This is a genomic window from Kitasatospora sp. NPDC002965 (assembly GCF_040611255.1).
In the GTDB taxonomy this organism is placed as follows: Bacteria; Actinomycetota; Actinomycetes; order Streptomycetales; family Streptomycetaceae; genus Kitasatospora.
Genome location: NZ_JBEXNT010000001.1, coordinates 158,405 through 176,273 on the forward strand (window position 1 = coordinate 158,405; position 17,869 = coordinate 176,273).

A 17,869-nucleotide genomic window follows, 5' to 3' on the forward strand; every position below is an offset into this window, starting at 1 on the left:
GGACGTGCCGGAACGCCTTCACAGGTCCAACCCCCCGCCGAGGCCCTCGCCCGCGCCGTCGCCGCCTTCCACGTCTCCGCCAGCACCGCTGCTGCCCAGCTGACGGCGCATCCGCCAAGCCTCCAGCGAGCGCCGCCCCGGGGCCGGGTCCATCAGCCGGGGGTTGACCCGCCGCAGGACCGAGGGGTCCATCGCCGGGTCCGCCGCAGCCGGCCCCGGCTGCGGTTCTGCCTGCAGCGGTGCCTGCGGGGCCGGAGCAGGCCCGGACGGCACCACGCGGGCGGGGAAGATCTCGCCGGTGGTGTGGTCGACCATCGCCCCCGACCCGTCCTCGACCAGGGAGACCGGCGCGTCCACAGGCACAACGTCCGGCCCCAGCGCCCCCCAGATGTCCGACGGCCCGCTTTCCGCAGGGCCGGAGTGCACGACCACGCGGTCCCCGGCCCCGGAGCCGTCGCCGCCCAGCGCGGCCACGCTCGGCTCGACCTCGTAGAACGGGTACTCGCCGCCACGGTCCCGCGCGTGCTCCCAGACCTGTCCGTGGCCGGCGGGGTCGTGATGCTCCGCCCGGACGCCCGCCTCGCGGAACGGGTCACCGACCGCCAGGTCGTAGCCCAGGGAAACCCTGTCGCGAGCCGACTCGTACATGCTGCGCATGCCGTTGACCAGCGGGGCCACGTGAGTGTCGGCCATGACGGCGGCCTGCAGGTACTGGTGCCGGGCTGAGCCCCTGACGATGTTGTAGGCGCCCTGGGCGGTCCGCGCCGTCCTGCGGAACCCCTCCTTCTCATCGTTCCACCAGGCCTTGCGCACGTTGGAGTAATGCCGCCACTGCAGACCGGCGTGGCCCCGCAGGATGCCGCCCGCCCGGTTGAGCCGGGTGAGCGTGGCCGGCGACCCGGCGGTGACGTCCCACCCGAACTTGCCAGCCTTCCCCGCGAGCAGGGCCATTCGCCCGGCCCGAGTGCTCAGCAGCCGGTTGTGCACCGCGTGCCCGAGCGGTGTGACGCCGCCGCGCGGCATCAGCACCTGCCGGCCGCCCGGCGTGACGATCTGAGCAGACCCTCCACCGAGGCCGCCCGGACGGCCGGGGCGTCCGGGCCCACCCGGTCCGCCGGGACCGTGGGGGCCGCCGTGCGGGGGCTGGATCGTCCCGCCGAAGGGCCCGACCTGGCCGACGGGCTTGAGCCGGCGGGCCAGCTTGTGCGGCGGCAGCGGATTGCCGACCGCCAGTTGGTGGGCCGCCCGCACCGGCAGGGCGAGCGCGGCCATGCCGCGGCGCACCTCCCCGTAGGCGCCGGCCGCCATCGCGGCGGCGTTCCTCTTGCCCAGTCCCGGATCGGCCAGCGCGGCCAGGCCCTCACCGATCCGGGCCCGGCGCAGCAGCGACGAATTGCCCGCCGCCGAACTGCCGAGCCCGCCGCCGAGACCGAGCCCGCCACCCAGGCCGAGCCCGCGGCCCAGGCCGCCGTAGCCGCCACTCGCTCCCAGACCCTGCTGGCCGAGCGCCTGCGACATGGCCAGGCCGAGCCCGGAGTTTTCGCCCATGAAGAGGGAGCCGCCGATCTTCGCGAACCGCATGCGGTTCGCGAACCGGTCGCCCAGCTGGCTGGCGGCGGCGAACACCCGCTTGTGGAAGACAAGGATGACCACCGCGAAGGCGTCCATGATCAGCAGGCGCTGAATCATGACCGTGTTTTGTCTGTTCGTCAGGATGCTGTTGGCCCCGAGGGCGAACATCGGGATCATCACGGAGACGGCCAACTCCGTGACCACGCTTGTCAGGAACACTCCCAGCCACTTCCACAGGACGGCCCGGTTCCCGCCCGGCAGCATCGCCCAGATCCCGGCGGCGCCCGTCAAGGACGCGGCGACAACGTCGGCGAACTGGCACCCGATGTGGACCAGGGCCATGCCGAGGACCACGATCGCGATCAGCAGCACCGCCAGCAGCACCAACGCGACCCCGCCCACCCGGTCCCAGTCGCTGTTCACCGCGAAGTTGTAGGCGTTCTTGCCCTCGTCGCCGTGCTTCTTCAGCTCGCTCTTCAGCTCGTCCCAGGACGAGCTGTCCTTGCAGATCGCGTTGCTGCCCGGCATCCAGGAGATCCCGCAGTCGCTGCTGTCCTTGCCCTTGATCTGGCCGTGAATCCACCGGTAGTGGACATCCGACAGCGCCTTCTCGTTGGCGTTGCTGGAACTGGGGTCCGGGATGATCCCGTACTGCAACAACTGGTAGGGCTGCACGACGAGACTCCTCGTCAGCATCATGCGCATCGGGCAGGAAGGGTCCTTCTTGTCCTTGTCGGAGGTGCAACCCGGATCGGGCCCGTTCACCCCGGCCGCGAGCACGCCCGCCTGGTGCGCCGCCTGCTGCGCCTGGACGACCGGGCCCTGCTCGCCGAGCACCGCGCGCGGGGTCAGCGCGGGCATCAGTACGATCGTGGACAGCAGCAGGGTGATCAGCATTTCGCCGGCGCCGCGTCCCACCTTGCCGCGCATGATCAGCAGGCAGCCGAAGGCCACACCGGCGGCCATGAACACCCCGTACATGCCCAGGTCGTTGCCGAGGATCTGGAAGAACTCGTAGTGCAGGCCCTGGGCCGTCTCGATCAGCGTGCTGACGATCGGGAAGTCCCAGATCCACTGGATGACCCAGCACATGAGACCCACCAGCAGCCGCACCAGCGCGAAGCCGGCGCCCAGCAGCAGGTTGCACACGTGGCTGCGGATGTCCGTGGTGCCGCCGTTGTCGGACTTGAGGTCGTAATTGTCGAGCGGCACGCCCTCGCTGCTCAGTACGTTGAGGGGCGCGAGCACGCCGCCGCGCTCGCCGTCCGCGGCGAACGCGGCCTGCGTACCGGCGACCATGAACAGGTAGGTCATCCCGAGGGTCATCAACACGGTGCGCCGGCCGGGCCAGTACGTGGCGGCGAAGGCGTGAAGGCTCCGCCAGGCCGCGCCCGCCCGGCGGGCACGCGAGACGAGCCGGCCAGCCGCGCGGGCCAGGGGCTTGGAAATCAGACGGCCGGTCATCGAAGCGCCAGCTTCCTGGTCTGGTCGGCGCCGCGCTTCGCAGCCGGGCGCTTGCTGACGGGCGTGGTGAAGATCGCGTCGTACTTGGGCAGGTTCGGGATCAGGACCTGGATCAGGCCGATCCGGCCGCGGGTATCGCGCAGGAGCATCTCGCCAGCGCGGTTGGCCTGGCCATGAGGGGACAGGCCGCCCGTGACCAGCTGGACGAGCGTCTCGTCGTCGCCCGGCAGGCCCAGGAACTCCAACCCCCGCCGGGCCATGGCATCGTCGGTGGTGCGCGCGAGCACCCGCTGCACGATCAGGCCGCGAATCGTCTCGTCGCCCAGGTCCAGGGCGTCGTGCCCGCCCGCGCACCAGCCCGCGTTGTGCTTGCGTCCGTCGTGCGCAAGCTCGTTGATCAGCGCGGAGCCCTCGGCGGAGGAGGTCAGCCAGTACACCTCGTCGAAGATCACAGCGGCGAAGCGGTGCAGGTCCGAGAACGAGATGTGCCTGCTGATCGCGGCGATCAGATACAGCACCGCCCTACCGATCAACGCCTCCAGCGGCTGGGTGCGCAGCACTTCCGGCCGCCCGAGGGCCTCCTTCGGAGGCAACGTCAATCCGTTGGTCGTGAATACGACCAGGTCGGCAGTCAGGTCGGACATGCTCACCGCCGGGAGCGACTGGTCGAAGACCATCCGGGCCAGCCGGGCGTCGGCCACCGTGCTGAGCAGGTCGAGGACGTCCGCAGCCGCCTCGCCGCGGTTGCCGCCCTCGGTGGAAATCGACCGCAGCTCCTCCAGCACCAGGCCCATGTGCGGTTGCCGCGAGCCAGCGGCCGCCTTCACCGCCCGGCTCAGCGCCGCGCCGCCGGCCGACATCGCCTCCATCTGCGTCTGCAGCAGCAGGTAGCTGAGCGCGGCCGCCTCACCCTGTGCCGTCGGCAGTACCCGCAGCGGGTCGATGCTGATCGTCGCGTCGGCGGCATCGATCACCTGGTGACGTCCCGGAGCGGCGGTGCGCGCGAAGTGCGCGTACTCCCGGTGGTTGGTGCGGTCGATCACGATCGCCCGGTGCCCGCGGTCGATCAGGTCGGACGTGACCTTCTTCAGCAGCACCGACTTCCCCGACCCGAGATCACCGAGAACCGCGAGCGACGCGGCGATGTTGGCGGCCGGAGCGGATGCCAGGTCCAGGTGCACCGGGCGGACCGTGCCGCAGTCCAGCGACCGGCCGATCATCGGACCGGTGTCGTCGCCGACCTCGCCGACCGTCAGCGGCCCCGTCATCGCCCAGTCCTCGGACAACTGGAACTGGGTGCACTCGCGAGCCCGAAGCGCTGGCCCGGCGCCGGGAAGCCCGAACTGGAACATCCTCACCTGCCCGCCGCGCGGCCGGATCGCCCGGTAGTCCGCGCCGCCAAGACGGGCCTTCAGGTCGCGGGCCCGGTCGTCGCACAACTGCGTGGTCGACCCCCACACCGAGAACACGGTGCGGGACTGCACCTCCAGCTCGACCGAGGTACGCCCGAGCCGGGCCTCCTGCTCGCCCAGGATCTCGGCCGCGCCGTGCAGCGAGTCCGGGGTGCCGGTCGGGTGGGCCGCCCACTGGTCCGCCTGGTCGCTGAGCTCCGCCTTCTTCTTCGCGATCGCCCGCTTGGCCTTCGCGCTGTCGACCAGCGTCAGGTCGACGACCGCGTCCACCGGGTAGGGCAGCAGCTCCAGCTGCGCCAGGATGTCCGCCGACCCCTCCACGACGGCCTCGGGAATCTCCTCCAACGCCAGGTGGGCCTGGTAGCCGGTCCCCTCCTCGGTCTCCACCTGGAGCCACACCTTCGACAGCGCACCGCCGTCGAAGCGCGAGGCGAACCAGCCGCGCCAGCCGCCCGACTCCTTGCGGCGGGCAGCGGGCTCCTGCCCGGCCTCCAGCAGCCGGACCTGGCCCAGGCTCGCGAAGCCGGGACTGCGCAGCTGGGCGCCGACGACCTTGCCCTCGAAACGACGGCTGTGCTCGGCCTCGGCCAGGAGCGGTTCGACCTGGCCGCGGTGCACGGCGTGCTGGTGGATCCAGACGATCTCGGCCGGCCGCGCCGGGCGCACCTGCAGGCCGCCGCCGAAGTCCGACTCGATCTGCCGGGCCACTCCCCTATACAGCTGCACTTCGCTGACGGGCACTGGAGCGATGGGCAGGCCGGCCTGCTCCCCGAGGGTCGCCCACACGGAGCCGCCGGCCTGGGTCAGCTGGGCGGCCCGGCCGGGCACCTGCAGCGGCAGGGCCAGCCACAGGGTCCGCCGGTGCATCTCCGAGTCGTCGAGCATGTACGCGGCCGCGGCCGCGCTCTCCCGGGTGCCGGGGTTAGCGTTCAGGTCTATGTCGGCGACGACCCGATCGAAGACCTCCCGGGACTCGATCCGCGCGCACAGGCTGTACAGCCGGGCGTTGCCCGACAGGGACCGCACCAGGGAGGTGACCCGGCGCAGGACCTCCTGGCGCTCCAGGTCGGAGGCATAGCGCGAGCCGATCGGCTCCACGCGCCAGAAACCCCAGACGGTGCCGGTGGTCGACCACATCAGGTGGCCGGACAAGTGGCGGAATGCTGCGACCCTCACGACGGGTCTCCCTTCTGGGCGGAGTGGATGGCTGCGGCAGCGGCGAGCATCTGCTGAAGCGGGGTGAGGGCCGGCGCGCCGACCGCCGTCCGGACCGGCTGCGGGTTCGGCTCGGGCGGGGACGGTGGCGGCTCGAAAATGCTGAGAGTGCGCGCCGGCTTCTCGCCGTGCGCGTCCGCCGGGGCGGCGGCCGGCACGCCTGCCTCCTCGGTGAGGTCCTGGTCCTCGACGGCGTTCTCGAAGCTGAACGCAGCACCGGCCAGAACGACGGGACGGAGGGGTCGCACCGCCCGCCCGCTGATCTGCCCGGCCCGCGGCGACATCGCCAGTGACAGGGCGTCGGCCAGCACCAGGAACGGGGACCGCCCGGCGATCCGGGAGTGCCGCGCGGCCCAAATCGCCGCCGCCCACGCCGCCAGAGGCAGCGGGCCGAGTACCGGCGCCCACCACGAGGCAGTCTTGACCAGCACGAACGCCCCGACGCCGGCCACCACAAGCTGCGGCGGCGTGTACGGCCCCATGGGAAGGCGCCAGTCGCCGATCTTGCCCAGCACCCAGGGATGCCGGCGGGCCTTCGTGTAGGAGCGGCCGATCCGGGGACGCGCGGCGATACTCACGCCTGGCCCAGCTGTCCGGTGAACACCCCGCCGGGCACCTCACGGGGAAGCTCGCCGGCGCCCTGGTAGGGAGCGGTTCCGGCAGGCTTGGTCTCCTGGATCTCGTCCTTGAAGATGTCGGAGAACGAGAGCCGGTTGGCGAACAGGCTCCAGCAGATGACCAGGCCGAGCACGCCGCCGATCGCCGCCTTGATCGACATCTTCCGTACCGCATGGACGATCACGATCGCGGTCATGCCGATCATGAGGCCGCTGGCGACCCAACCGACGAGGGTCGTCGCCCAGCTGTTTCCGAAATTCTGCAGGGGTCCGGCGAGCTGGATCACGGCCGCGCTCCGTTCGCAGAAGAGGGAGACGGCGACGGCAGGCTCGCCGCCCCGGAGGGAGAGGCCGAGCCCGGCACGGTGGCGACGGCGACCGGCGCGAGCGCCGAGACCTCCCAGCGGCCGGCACGCGCAACCAGGCATAGCGGGTAGACCAGCGGCCAGTCACCCGAGGCGTCCGTTGCCTGGACGACGGCCTGGACCACCAGGACCGAGCCGTCGGCCGGCGAGGCCGGGACGGCGGTGGTGGTGGCGAGGGCCTTGAGGGCGACCTGGGTGTAGGTCGAGCCGGGAGCCGGGATCGCCGCGCCGGGCGCCAGGTAGCGGGAGCTGTCCCCCACACCGGTCAGGTAAGCGCTGAGGTATCCGGTGATCGTCTCCCGCAGCGGTCCGTCACCGACCTGGGAGCCGTAGTCCGGCACCGCAGGGTCCGGCCCGGAGAGCGAAGAGGGAGCGGCCACCTGGGCGGGGGCCGCCGAGATCACGAGGGAGTCCGGCGCGCCACCGGAGCCGGCGGCCCGGGTCATCGCCACCTGGACCGCGAAGTAGCGGACCTCCGTCGTCGCGGCCTGGGCGCCCCGGCCCTGCGCAGAACCCTGCGCAACGTTCTGCGCGGCGCCCTGCGCAGGGTTCGGCGTCGGCTGGCCGCTCTGCGCATCGGCCGGCGGGACCACGACGGTGGCCGCCACCGTCACCTGCCAGGTGCGCCCGCCCATCGGCTGGCTGCGCACGGCGATCGTCTTCTGGACGGTCAGGCGCGCAGTGGTCTTTGGCCGCGGGAGCTCCACGCCGGGGGCCATTGCGCGCAGCGCAGTCGAAGCGGCGATGTCGGCGGAGCTGCGCAGCCACAGGTCTACGAAGCTCTCGGCGTAGCCGGTCGGCGGTGCGATCGCCGAGGGGATGACGGGCGCAGAGGCCGGCGCCGCCGAGGTGGTCTGGACGCCGAAGACGGCGACGGCCAGGGCGAGCGGCCCGGCGGCGATCGCGGCGAGGATGCCGCCGCGAAGAAGGCCGGTCCGTGCGCGGGCTCGGCGCAGCTCACCCCCGTCGGCGATCGGGGCGGGATCCGGCGCTCGGTCGCGCCGGTTGAAGAGAGGACTCACGAAGGTCTCCTGGGATGTCGTCAGCGGATCAGCTGGCGACCGAGGAAACCCCGCGACCGTTGGTGAAACCCTTGGTGGGGGACCGCCCCTGGGTAACGCCTCCACAACGGCCTCCACCAATGCTTTGACCTGGTGGTTTGTCGGCCTGTGCGGACTGCTTGGTGGCCCGCCCGGATACCTTGGTGACCGGGTGGAGGCCTTCGGCGGATACCTTGGTGGCCCTGCGGCCCGGCCGCCGGGAAGCCTTGGTGGCCCTCTCCCTGCACCGGCCGATTCCTTGGTGGAGGCCCCTCGGGTACCCGCCAACCTTGGTGACGGCCCCTCGGGCGGAACCCGAACCTTGGTACGGGGCTGACCCCCCGGTGCGCCAACCTTGGTGGCCCGCCCCGCAGCGGCGGGGAAACCTTGGTGGCCGCCCCGGGGCCGGCGGACCCGGGGCGGCCACCGCCGCAGGGTCCCCGCCGGTACCCCTCCCGCGCAGAGGTGCCCTTGCGCAGCCTGCCCCCGACGGCCGTTCCCCGGGAGCGGCGCCGCTGGGCCGCTGGGCCGCGCGCCGCGCCCGCAGACGGCCCGGCGCCCGGCCCCACCCCGGGCGGCGGAGCGGACTCCTGCGCAAGATCATCCGACAGGATGCGCGGGACGCCGCGCCGCGCATGCGCACAGGTGTTCGCCTTGCGCATGCGCAATCACCCCGCTGCGCATGCGCAACGCCCCGGCCTGCGCATGCGCAACGCCGCCCCGCTCTGCGCAACGGCGCCCGCCGTCGGCACAAGCGCCGGGTCGGCCACCAAGACATCCCGGAACCCCTGGTACGCGGAGTTGTACAGCCGTTACCGGACGAGCCCCCAGCACCAAGCTCCGCACCAACAGTCGCGGGGTTACCTCGGGCATCGAACCCGTACGAACCGAGGAGCCGTCCGCGATGCCGCCCCTTCCGATCCTGCTGTCCGCCCTCGGCGTCCCGACCGCCGCCGCGGTGCTGACCGCGGTGGCGCTCGTCCACCGCCGGCGGACGCGGACCGCCCCGGCCAACCTGCCTCCGGCGCTCCCGGCCCGGCCGCCGTGCCATCCCCTTCCCCCACGCTGGTACCGCGGCGAGTACGAGGCCGTGCTCGTCGTCCTCAGCGAAGGGCGCCTGCACATCGCCCGCTTCTGGGCGAACGGCCTCATCGAGGACTGCCTCCTGGCGTTCGGCGAGCACCACCCCTACACCCGCCAGGCCTCCGAACTCCTCGTGGCCGTCGTCCAGGCCGCGATCGCGGACATCGACCGCAACGCGCTGACGGCGAAGCAGACCGGCGACCCCTTCAACACGGTCGTCCACCAGCCGAACGGCACCGCCCCCGCCGACATCCCCGGCGCCAGCAGCGGAACGGGGCAGCGGTGACCGACTTCCTCGTCCAGCTGTCCACCGGAGCGGACGGAACCCTCGACGGCCTCGGCCTGGACTACATCGAGTTCGACGTCCGCATCGCCCGCGACCCCTCCTGCCCCGTCACGAGCAAGGCCGCCTACATGGCCCTGGCCGCGTTCGCCGACATGGAGCACCACACCACGCTCACCGCCGAATCCGTGGCCGGCTGGTCCCCCGCACGCCGCCACGCCCTGCTGCCCTACCGCAAGACCGTCGCCGCCTGCATGGGCCGCACCGCCAACACCTTCGACCGCGCCGTCGCCGACCTGGTCGGCCGCGAGGTCCTGATCGTCCAGCCCCAGCAGAACCCCGACCACCCCGGCGCCGCCGACGCCAACCTCTACCGGCTCACCGACCGCGAACGCTGGGCCCGCCAGGTCCTCGAACGCGCCGCCAACCCGCCCCAGACCCACCCCCTGCTCGGCGCCGACGGCCGACCCGTACCCCGCGTCCTGCGCACCCCCGGCATCGACTTCATCAAACTCGACGCCCGCATCGCGACCTGCGGCTGCCGCACCCCGAACTACAAGGCCGTCTACGCCGCCATCGCGTCCTTCGTGAACCTGACCAGCCGGGCCATCACCGAACGCCCGCCCACGATCCGCGAGCTCATGGCCTGCACCGGTCTCGGCCGCACCGCCGTCACCGACGCCCTCGCCCAGCTGCGCGCCGACGGCGTCCTCCTGATGAAGGAGCAGTACGCCCCCAAGGACGAAGGTGGCGGGCGCCTGCCCTCCAACTACGCCCTCCTCGACGGCCGGCTGTGGCGCGCCCGCGCCGCTGTCCGGGAGGAGCGGGAGATCGCCCAGTTCACCGGGGGGTCTACCCACCACGCGGACAGGGGGGGTCTACCCACCACGCGGACGGGGGTCTACCCATCAGGCGGACAGGGGTCTACCCACCACGCGGATACCATTAATAGAAGTAGTGAGAACCGTGACGGCGAGCCCCTTCCGGACGCCCGTAGGGCTGGTACAGGGGGTAAGGCGCGCGAGCCGCGCGCGGCCCGCGCCCCCAAGCCCGCCGCCCGTGGCGGCTCGGCCGCCGACCGAACCAAGAAGCCCCGCACCAAGACCATCCGCACCGCACCCTCCCGCCCCGTCCCCGGGGAGGAGACCGTCTTCGCGGCCATCGACGCCCTGGGCATCAGCAAGCACCCCGCGCTGCGGGTGCCCCCGCTGCGCCGCGCGGTGCGGGACCTGCTGACGGCGGGCCGTACCGCCGAGCACGCGCTGGCCAGGATCAACGCGGGCTGGTGGAGGGCCGACGCGCCGGAGCGGGTTGCCAGCGGCGAGATCCGCGGAGCGGTCGGCTTCCTGGCCACGGTCCTGAGCCGGCAGGACTGCGAGCGGCCCGACTGCGAGCGCGGAGTCCTGCTCGCCTCCGGAGAGGAGTGCCGGGCCTGCGGGCTTCGGGAGACGGAGCGTCAGGCCGAGGCGGCCCGGCGCCGCCTGGAGGAGCAGACCGGGGACCAGGACGCCGCCGGTGCCGGGGCCGTGGCCGACGTGCCGGTGGCCGTCGGGCAGGCCGGCGCCGCCGGGCCGGTGACCTGGAGGTGCCAGGCACCCGGGCCCGCAGGCCTCGGGACGGGGGTGTGCGGGCGGCCGGGCCGCGGCACGCCTCCTCCGCTGGCGATGTGCCCCGACTGCCTGGACGACCTCCAGCGGGCACTCAAGTGAGCGCTATTGCGTCCGATGCAACAACAGTTCCTGAAGTGCAAGTGGCTCCGGTGCAGTTCAGATGGGCTGCTTCGGAGCCGCAGGGGCCTTGTTCAGGCAGTGACCTGGGGCGCGTAACCAATTCAACGATGTTGCGGATCCTCAAGCAGCTCCAGGCCCAAGCCGATGCCGATGGGCTGATCATCTGGGACGTCAGCGTCGACTCCACCATCGCCCGCGCGCACCAGCACGCCGCCGGCGCCCGCAAAATGGGGATCTCCAGCGAGAACCGCCTGGCGGCGTCGACATCGAACCGGCGGATCATGGGCTCGGACGCTCCCGGGGCGGGCTGACGACCAAGGTCCACCTCGCGGTGGAGCAGGGGCAGAAGCCGTTGTCTCTCGTCATCACCGCTGGCCACCGCCATGACAGTCCGCAGTTCCAGGCTGTCCTCGACCGCGTCAGCGTGCCGCGCATCGGTGCGGGACGCCCGCGCACCAAGCCCCGCAAGGTTCGTGCGGACAGGGCATACGGCTCCCGCGCGAACCGCGCTTACCTGCGAAGGCGCGGGATCTCCTGCACCATCCCGGAGAAGACCGATCAGATCCGCAACCGAAAGAAGCGCGGCATCCGCGGTGGTAGGCCGCCCAAGTTCGACAAGACCGACTACCGCGAACGCCACGCTGTCGAATGCGGGATCAACCGCCTCAAGAGGCACCGGGCCGTCGCGACTCGATACGACAAACTCGCCGTCCGATACGAGGCCACGGTGGTCGTGGCCACGATCAACGAGTGGTTGTGAGCCCTGGTGGACCCGTCGGAAACCAGCTGACCCCGTTCATATGCGAGGCGGCAATCAGGTGGAAGTCCTTCGCCCGAAACTGCGACCCTTGCGTCGTGACTTCTGCCCTGCCTGACGGATGGACGCTCGAACGCGTACGCGTTCTATCGGGAGACGAGACTGCAGCTTTGCTCTCGCTCCAGCGGTTGGTGGTGGTGGAGCTGGCAGGACAGTCCGACTACGAGGAGCTCCCGCCCGAGGTCATCATCGGCTTCCAGGGCCTGTGCTTGGTGAGGGCCAAGGGTGGCGACGACTGGTACATGGGACAAGTCGACTCCGACGGATCAGTGATCTGCTGGTCGTCCTACGGAAGCGACCTCGGTGAAGCTATCCGCAGCCTCTGATCCCGCAGGAACGCGTCCGCTTGGCCACTTCTGAAACGCGCCCTAGTGCTCCGGCGGCACGACGGGCCCGGGCAGGTCGAGAACCCGGGCGAGGGCAGCGGTGACGGCAGCCTGGTGGCCGGGCGGCAGGTGCTGGTGGATCCAGCCGGTAGCTAGCGTGAGGAAGCTGGTCAGGTCGCGTTCTGCACCGGCTAGCAGACGGCGGAGCTCGGTGACGGACAGTTCGATCACTGAGCTGTCGCTCTGCTCGGCGTCGACCGTGAGCCGGACTGTGTCGCCGGAGCGCTCCGCGACCGGTGACACGGGGTCGTGGCCGAACCAGAGCACGCCGTCCTTGTCGACGAGTTGGTGCCAGATGCGCCAGTCTTCCAGGCCGTCGCAGCAGCCCGGCAGGAACGTGATCCCGGTGGAGTCGTCGGTGACCCGCAGGCCGCCGGCTGCGAAAGGGGTGTCGAAGGTCAACAGTCCGTGAAGGAAAGAACCGAGCGGATCCGCAGGCCGGGGCGGGCGATCGTTGTCAGGGTCGTCCTCGGGGTCGATGTCGTTGCAGCTGGCGATGCGCATCACGGCCGTCCCGACCTCGGCCGGCGAGAGCCCGCCGCTGAGAGGCAGAAAGGCGGCTGGCCCGTCCTCGGCGACGGGCCAAAAGTCGAAGCTGTCAGGGACGCGGTTCTCCAGGACAGGCTGCATCACGATCACCCGACGAAGTGTGCCGCATCGCTTGCCTGTGACGCCTTCCGATTACGTCGGGCCGCCCGCCTTGCATCTGGCGAGCCTGAATCAACACGGGAACTGAGCCTCTTTTTCATCTGCACTCGACTGAGCGCGTCAACGCGTACGCAGACACCCCGTTCCAGGGAATACCGCACGCCCAGAACAAGTGGTGTGCGCCAGTAGCCCGCTGAACGGTGGCCGCCAGGCGGCCGGGCGGAAACGGCGATGCCCTCGCCCCGTGAGTACGGGGCGAGGGCATCGGCTTGTCTCGGTGCTGCTGTTGTGAGGATCGGGGAGGGGGAGCAGATGGCGATGGCCCGGCCGGAGCCGGGCCCGGACGGCGGAACGGGGCCAGTCGGCGGCGCGGATCGCATCCGGCCGTCCGCTTCCAGCCCTGGCCGCCCGTGGCCCCGCTCAGGCGGACTTTCCGCGCCCGGCGCCTTCCCGGGCGGTACTGGCGGCCCTCAGCACTTCGCCCCAGGGGGCCGTACGTCCGTCGGCGAGCAGCAGGTGAACGGCCTCCGTCACCGCGAGGGCCTCGCCGACGAGGTCGGGCGGGAGGTGCGACGCGCCGTCGACCGAAGTGATGACGACCCGGCCCGGCAGGAAGTACGTGGCGTCGTAGGTGATGTCCAGGCCGCGCCAGACGCACGCCAGCGCGGTGGCGATCGGGTTGTCGGGCAGCCTGTTGTGCTGCCCGTTGTCATGGAGGTGCATCGTGGCCTGCCGGTGGTAGCAGCCGGGTGCGGCCGGCCCGGACAAGCGGGAGGTGATCGAGCGGTCGCGGGTGGCCCGGTCGTCGGGCAGGGCGATGACCTCGACCGTGCCGTCGGGGTCGATCTGCAAGGCCTGGGGTACGGGATTCTCCTCGGACGGTGGTTCGGACAGCTGGGCTACAGGTCCATCCAGCCGCAGGCCGGACGGTCGGGATCGGTGAGGGACACCCACGCGGGAGACGACGGGCTGAGGTCCGGCCGCTCCTTGGTCGGGCTGATCTCCTCCAGTAGGGCGGCGCCGGCCTTGACCTCCTGGAGCATCTCGACGACCCGCCGGTGGCCGCCCGCGGCGGCTTGGAGGTCCTCGATACGGTTGAGCATGGTCCTCCGGGAGCCTCCGGCGAACACGAACAGCAGCCGCGGGAACTTCGGGTAGTACTCCGTCCACAGCGGCGCGGCCTGGGAGCTCTCGATGGTGGGCCGCCGTCCCGCCCCCTGGAAGGGGCGCAGCTGCCAGAAGCGGGCGTAGGCGGTGAGCTTGCCGGTCAGCTTCTCGCTTCCGTACGTCGCCCGGTCGACCTCGACGAAGGCCCGCAGGTGCACCCGGCCGTCCGAGCGGTTGGCCGTGTAGCGCATCAGCGCGTCCGCCCGCACCGCGTCCGCCTTGCTGCGGTCGGACAGGCGGTGCATGGTCTCCGGAGCCCAGTCGAGCGGGCCGTAGTCGTCACCCCGCCGGCGGGCATCCGCCAGGAACGCGAGGTGAGCGGCCAGTACCGCCTGGGAGTGCGGGAGCAGGATCCGCGCCGTCACGTCGGCCAGGTTCTGCAGCGGGCTGGTGCGGTCGCTCACCTCCGGCAGCTCCGCGGCCACCGACCGGCCCCGGTCGGTCAGGTAGTGCAGCAGGGCAGTACGCGGCTGGCGCAGCGTCACCGCCTCCACCAGCTCTTCCTTCCGCAGCATCCGCAACTGCTGGCGGACGTAGCTGATGTCCTTGTCGGGGCAGAGCATCTCGTGGAGCTGGGACGTTGTGGCGGAGCGGTGCTGGTAGAGCGCCGCCAGGGCCATGTAGGCCAGGGCGCTGGGCGCGAAGGTCGGGTTCACCAGGAACCTCCTCGGGATACGGAGCGGAACACGCCACTCAATCCCGCGACCCTTGGTGGAGACCTTGGAGGCAGGGACGTCCCGGAGCACGAGTCCGTAACGCCTGCCTCCAAGGTATCCGTCCTTGGTGGCCGTACGGCCACTGGTGTCCCGCGACAGTGAAGTTGGACGGCATGCCACTGAAGTTGGACCGATAGTCGGTCGTGCCATCCAAGATGGATCACTTGGCAGTTTGGGACAGCGAAGTTGGACTGATGCCATGTCTTGGGTGAGGGTCCCTGCCCCTCGGCCCAGACCGCAGTTCATCCGCTGACTTGGGCTGCTCACGCCGGGAGCGCCCTGGTTCCGAGGCAACTCCGACTACTGGGTAGCGTCACCCTGGTGAATCTCAACCTCTTCCACGATGTCCCTGACGGCTTGACTCAACGAGCCCGATCGTTCGTCGGCGCGCACGGCGTCAGGGTTGACGTCCAGTCGATCGAGGAGCACAGACAGTGGTGGCTTGAGCGAGACATCCCGGCGGCAGTCATTGACCGGATGGCGGCATACCAAGAGAGATGGGGTGGCCTGGTCCTGCCACCCGCGCCCGAGTACGACGGCGGACCCAGGTACCTCGAAGCGGACTCGCCCGAGGGCTCAGCCTCGGAAGGGTGGTGGTTTGAGGCCGGAATGCAGCGGACCGCGGTCCCCTTCTCATTCATGATCGGGCCGTCCGGTGAATTCGGCATTCACGCAGGTCAGTGGGCTCCCCTTCACGCCACCGTCGAGGGCTGGGTGGAGTCGCTCGCCCTGGCTCACCACGCCTCCATGTGGGCAAAGAAGATCGTCAAGGTCAGCGGCGACGATGTCGACGGCATCGTGCTGGATGGGTACGAGCCAGTGCACGAAGTGAAGGGTGTGGCCGACACCTGGTGGCGAGGAGCTGACTCCTTGGTGGCGATCTACTCAGGGGAGGCCGAGGCTCTCTCCTTTCCACGGGGCCGCACTGCGACGATCTACTCGGGCCTGGATGAGTGGGGCCTGCGAGGAGGCGTCAAGGACAACGTCAACGAGGCGCCGCTGTAGCGGTTCCTGCTCAGGGTTTGGCGTGCCTGGCGGGACAGCGGCAGACGTGGGAGAAGCGAGCGATCGCGGAACTCCGCTCTCCAACGAAAGGCTTGGTGACAGCAGTTGGGCGAGCACCACTGGCGAGTCTTACCACCCATTCCAGGAAGGCGACTAGCTATCGACACCCCGCAAACTGGACATTTCTTCGGGTCGTTGCGGCACTGGTCAATGTGCTTACTGAGGCATGCTTCCGAGCACCATGGGTTTCGACCGGCCCGTTTCCCCGGAGCCGCTTCCCGAACCGGGCGTGCGGCTTGGCACCGCACCCGGCTCTCCACAAGCCCCGGAGGGCCTCGTGGTGGTGGTTCTCATCCCGTGATCGGCCAGGGAGTGGGGATGGCTGCTCCGCGGTAGCGGTAGCGCGTGGTGCCTACCGAGATGGGGTTGAACAGCTCCCTGTTCTCGCTGGCCCACCAAGATCCGCGACCGCCGTAGTGGCGACGGATCTGCTTCCAGGCCGTCTTGGGGTGTTTCCGCTGAACCCATCGCCAGACCGTGTGCCACATGTAGTGGCGCAGGTAGGAGAAGGTCGCGAAGGACACTCCGGGCCGGAAGTAGGCGCACCAGCCCCGCACCGCCGGGTTGAGCCGGAGGAGCAGGGCGTCGAGCGGCTGGTTCGTGCCGACCTCGCGGCACAGTGTCTTGACCTTGGCCATGATCGCCCGCAGGGCTTTCTTGGCGGGGTAGGTGTAGACGTAGTACCGGTTGGTGCCTGGCTTTCGGTGGCGCTGGATGTGCCAGCCGAGGAAGTCCAGGCCCTGCTCGATGTGGGTGATCAGGGTCTTCTCCTGCGACAGGCGCAGGCCCATCGTGGAGAGGACCGCTGCGATCTGCGTTTGACCGGCGTGGGTTTGTCTCACCGGAGTTTGACCGGGCTCTGCGGAGGGCCGGCCCGAAATGCCTTGGTGCCCTGACCATGTTGTCTGCGATCCTCGGGCGCGTGCCAGCTCGTAACCGCCGCTTGCCGCGGCACCTGTCGTGGCCGCTCACCTCGACGGACATCTGCTCCGCCCTCGGTGAGACGCCCTCCAACGCCCTCCAGCTCAGCTTCTTCGACCACCACTGGACGGACGGGACTCTCCTCCAGGCCAGGTGGGTGCCACCGACCGGATCGAACTACGGCACCGGCCTCCCTCCCGACTGGTGGTCGAGTGTCTGGATCACCGTCGGCCCCCTCCCGAGCAGTGAGCGAGCCACCGCCCGCCAGGTCCTGCGCGAACAGGCGCTGCCCGAGCTCCGGAGCTGGGTGGAGAAAGCCCGGCACGGGTCCGAGGCATGGGCGCTGAGCAGACACAGCATCGCCTGGCGGTACGTCGACCAGTCCCTGCACCTCAGCCACGACCAGCAGCCGTACCAGCCGGTCAAACTTCGCTGAGACGCCGTCAAAGTTCGATGCGACGGGACAGCCACCAAGGTTGTCGCCGCCTACGCCGGGGGTGTCCCATTTCAAGCGATCTGGCCCCTGTCTCAGCTGATCTGGTCCGACTGGCTCGGCGTCGCAGTTGATCTGGTCCGTGGACGGGGAAGCCGCGTCAGTCGTATCCCGCAGTTCGCGCCAAGGATCCGTGCTTGATGCGTTGTCCTTGGTGAATGCGATGATCGCGGCTGCAGGCGTGAGCACGCCGGCTACACGACGCGGGGACGGTTCGGATGGACAGGTGGCAAGAGCTTTCGGTGCTGGTGGAGGAGCGGCTGAAGGTGGCGTCGGCCAGCGAACGCAGCGTGTTCACTGCCGGTGTCGCGGAACGGCTCATGAGCTGGCACGAGGCCCTACCCGAGGACGAGCAGGCGCCGTTCACCGTGGGCCTGCGCCCCCTGTTGGACTCCGTGTGGGAGGGCGTCCTCGGCGACACGACGGCCTTCTCGGCGGTGAAGCGCGGTGTCGCCGAGTACATGCTCAGCGAGTACTGCCACAACGACGGCCAGGACGGGCCCGACGATGCGGACGAGTCGGCCGCAGCCGCGACGTTGTACGCCGCGCACGCCTATCTGATCGGCTGCTACGACTTCGCCACCTGGACCAGCCGCCGGGCGACGGAAGCCGTTGACCAACACCTGGAGTACCTCGCCGAACAGGACGAAGACGAGCTCGTCCCTGATTCGGACGAAGCTCTGGCTTCCGAGTTGCAAAGGCAGCTGCGGGACCTTGACCTCATCGCGAACCACTCGAAGGAGCTCCGCTACTCCAGAAGGGGCCTGCCCATAGACACCTCGATCCGACTTCGTGTGGAGCTTCGAACTCCTCTCTCCAACCGGGCGTGAGTGCCCCGACCGAGGCCGTGATCACGCCATCGACGCCTCGCCGAG

17 protein-coding genes are annotated in these 17,869 nt (G+C 70.5%); 8 read left to right on the forward strand and 9 right to left on the reverse strand.

Features of this window, described 5'->3' with window-relative positions:
* Positions 1-18: 18 nt before the first annotated feature.
* From ABZY91_RS00795 to ABZY91_RS00815, 5 genes are read right to left on the reverse strand one after another with little or no spacing between them, the layout of a single operon-like run.
* Positions 19-3,036: a hypothetical protein gene (locus tag ABZY91_RS00795; protein WP_355398779.1), complete on the reverse strand. Its 3,018-nt coding sequence runs from the start codon at positions 3,034-3,036 to the stop codon at positions 19-21.
* Positions 3,033-5,624 (reverse strand): ATP-binding protein, encoded by a 2,592-nt coding sequence (locus tag ABZY91_RS00800; RefSeq protein WP_355398781.1) that lies wholly within the window; start codon positions 5,622-5,624, stop codon positions 3,033-3,035. The genes ABZY91_RS00795 and ABZY91_RS00800 overlap by 4 nt, the downstream gene beginning before the upstream one ends.
* The gene (locus ABZY91_RS00805; RefSeq protein ID WP_355398783.1) at positions 5,621-6,241 is read right to left on the reverse strand and encodes a hypothetical protein; all 621 of its coding nucleotides are present in this window, start codon (positions 6,239-6,241) and stop codon (positions 5,621-5,623) included. Before ABZY91_RS00805 ends, ABZY91_RS00800 begins: the two co-directional genes overlap by 4 nt.
* A complete protein-coding gene (locus ABZY91_RS00810; RefSeq protein WP_355398785.1) occupies positions 6,238-6,567 on the reverse strand; it encodes a hypothetical protein in 330 nt (109 codons plus the stop codon). The genes ABZY91_RS00805 and ABZY91_RS00810 overlap by 4 nt, the downstream gene beginning before the upstream one ends.
* Entirely contained in the window at positions 6,564-7,667 is a 1,104-nt protein-coding gene (locus ABZY91_RS00815) for a hypothetical protein (RefSeq protein ID WP_355398787.1), read from the reverse strand. The genes ABZY91_RS00810 and ABZY91_RS00815 overlap by 4 nt, the downstream gene beginning before the upstream one ends.
* A 922-nt stretch (positions 7,668-8,589) precedes the next feature.
* On the opposite strand from ABZY91_RS00815, the gene ABZY91_RS00820 reads away from it, so the two are divergent.
* From ABZY91_RS00820 to ABZY91_RS00840, 5 genes are all read left to right on the forward strand, one after another.
* Positions 8,590-9,054 carry a hypothetical protein gene (locus tag ABZY91_RS00820; protein ID WP_355398788.1) on the forward strand — a complete coding sequence of 155 codons (465 nt, stop codon included), beginning with the start codon at positions 8,590-8,592 and terminating at the stop codon, positions 9,052-9,054.
* Positions 9,051-10,760: a hypothetical protein gene (locus ABZY91_RS00825; protein ID WP_355398790.1), complete on the forward strand. Its 1,710-nt coding sequence runs from the start codon at positions 9,051-9,053 to the stop codon at positions 10,758-10,760. Before ABZY91_RS00820 ends, ABZY91_RS00825 begins: the two co-directional genes overlap by 4 nt.
* 128 nt (positions 10,761-10,888) lie before the next feature.
* Entirely contained in the window at positions 10,889-11,092 is a 204-nt protein-coding gene (locus ABZY91_RS00830; protein WP_355398792.1) for a hypothetical protein, read from the forward strand.
* On the forward strand, positions 11,089-11,541 hold the full coding sequence (locus ABZY91_RS00835; protein WP_355398862.1) for an IS5 family transposase: 453 nt from the start codon (positions 11,089-11,091) through the stop codon (positions 11,539-11,541). Before ABZY91_RS00830 ends, ABZY91_RS00835 begins: the two co-directional genes overlap by 4 nt.
* Before the next feature lie 95 nt (positions 11,542-11,636).
* Positions 11,637-11,924, forward strand: a complete 288-nt coding sequence (locus tag ABZY91_RS00840; protein WP_355398794.1) for a hypothetical protein — start codon at positions 11,637-11,639, stop codon at positions 11,922-11,924.
* A gap of 42 nt (positions 11,925-11,966) precedes the next feature.
* Here ABZY91_RS00840 and ABZY91_RS00845 read toward each other — a convergent pair whose 3' ends face one another.
* The 3 genes from ABZY91_RS00845 to ABZY91_RS00855 all read right to left on the reverse strand — a co-directional run bounded on the left by ABZY91_RS00845 (position 11,967) and on the right by ABZY91_RS00855 (position 14,455).
* Entirely contained in the window at positions 11,967-12,614 is a 648-nt protein-coding gene (locus ABZY91_RS00845; RefSeq protein WP_355398864.1) for a hypothetical protein, read from the reverse strand.
* A 438-nt stretch (positions 12,615-13,052) separates the two neighbouring features.
* Entirely contained in the window at positions 13,053-13,484 is a 432-nt protein-coding gene (locus tag ABZY91_RS00850) for a hypothetical protein (protein WP_355398795.1), read from the reverse strand.
* Between the two features lie 47 nt (positions 13,485-13,531).
* Positions 13,532-14,455, reverse strand: a complete 924-nt coding sequence (locus ABZY91_RS00855) for a replication-relaxation family protein (protein WP_355398796.1) — start codon at positions 14,453-14,455, stop codon at positions 13,532-13,534.
* Between the two features lie 381 nt (positions 14,456-14,836).
* On the opposite strand from ABZY91_RS00855, the gene ABZY91_RS00860 reads away from it, so the two are divergent.
* Positions 14,837-15,520 (forward strand): hypothetical protein, encoded by a 684-nt coding sequence (locus ABZY91_RS00860; protein WP_355398798.1) that lies wholly within the window; start codon positions 14,837-14,839, stop codon positions 15,518-15,520.
* 350 nt (positions 15,521-15,870) lie between these two features.
* Here ABZY91_RS00860 and ABZY91_RS00865 read toward each other — a convergent pair whose 3' ends face one another.
* Positions 15,871-16,371, reverse strand: a complete 501-nt coding sequence (locus ABZY91_RS00865; RefSeq protein WP_355398799.1) for a group II intron maturase-specific domain-containing protein — start codon at positions 16,369-16,371, stop codon at positions 15,871-15,873.
* Between the two features lie 131 nt (positions 16,372-16,502).
* Between ABZY91_RS00865 and ABZY91_RS00870 the strand changes: the two genes are divergently transcribed.
* A complete protein-coding gene (locus ABZY91_RS00870; protein ID WP_355398801.1) occupies positions 16,503-16,937 on the forward strand; it encodes a hypothetical protein in 435 nt (144 codons plus the stop codon).
* Between the two features lie 275 nt (positions 16,938-17,212).
* The gene (locus ABZY91_RS00875; RefSeq protein WP_355398803.1) at positions 17,213-17,824 is read left to right on the forward strand and encodes a hypothetical protein; all 612 of its coding nucleotides are present in this window, start codon (positions 17,213-17,215) and stop codon (positions 17,822-17,824) included.
* Positions 17,825-17,869 lie beyond the last annotated feature (45 nt).

What these genes read in the sequence shown, in the direction of transcription:
- ABZY91_RS00875 (WP_355398803.1), top strand. Translation starts at nt 17,213, where the DNA reads ATGGACAGGTGGCAAGAGCTTTCGGTGCTGGTGGAGGAGCGGCTGAAG.
- ABZY91_RS00830 (WP_355398792.1), top strand. Translation starts at nt 10,889, where the DNA reads ATGTTGCGGATCCTCAAGCAGCTCCAGGCCCAAGCCGATGCCGATGGG.
- ABZY91_RS00845 (WP_355398864.1), bottom strand. Translation starts at nt 12,614, where the DNA reads ATGCAGCCTGTCCTGGAGAACCGCGTCCCTGACAGCTTCGACTTTTGG.
- ABZY91_RS00865 (WP_355398799.1), bottom strand. Translation starts at nt 16,371, where the DNA reads ATGGGCCTGCGCCTGTCGCAGGAGAAGACCCTGATCACCCACATCGAG.
- ABZY91_RS00795 (WP_355398779.1), bottom strand. Translation starts at nt 3,036, where the DNA reads ATGACCGGCCGTCTGATTTCCAAGCCCCTGGCCCGCGCGGCTGGCCGG.
- ABZY91_RS00820 (WP_355398788.1), top strand. Translation starts at nt 8,590, where the DNA reads ATGCCGCCCCTTCCGATCCTGCTGTCCGCCCTCGGCGTCCCGACCGCC.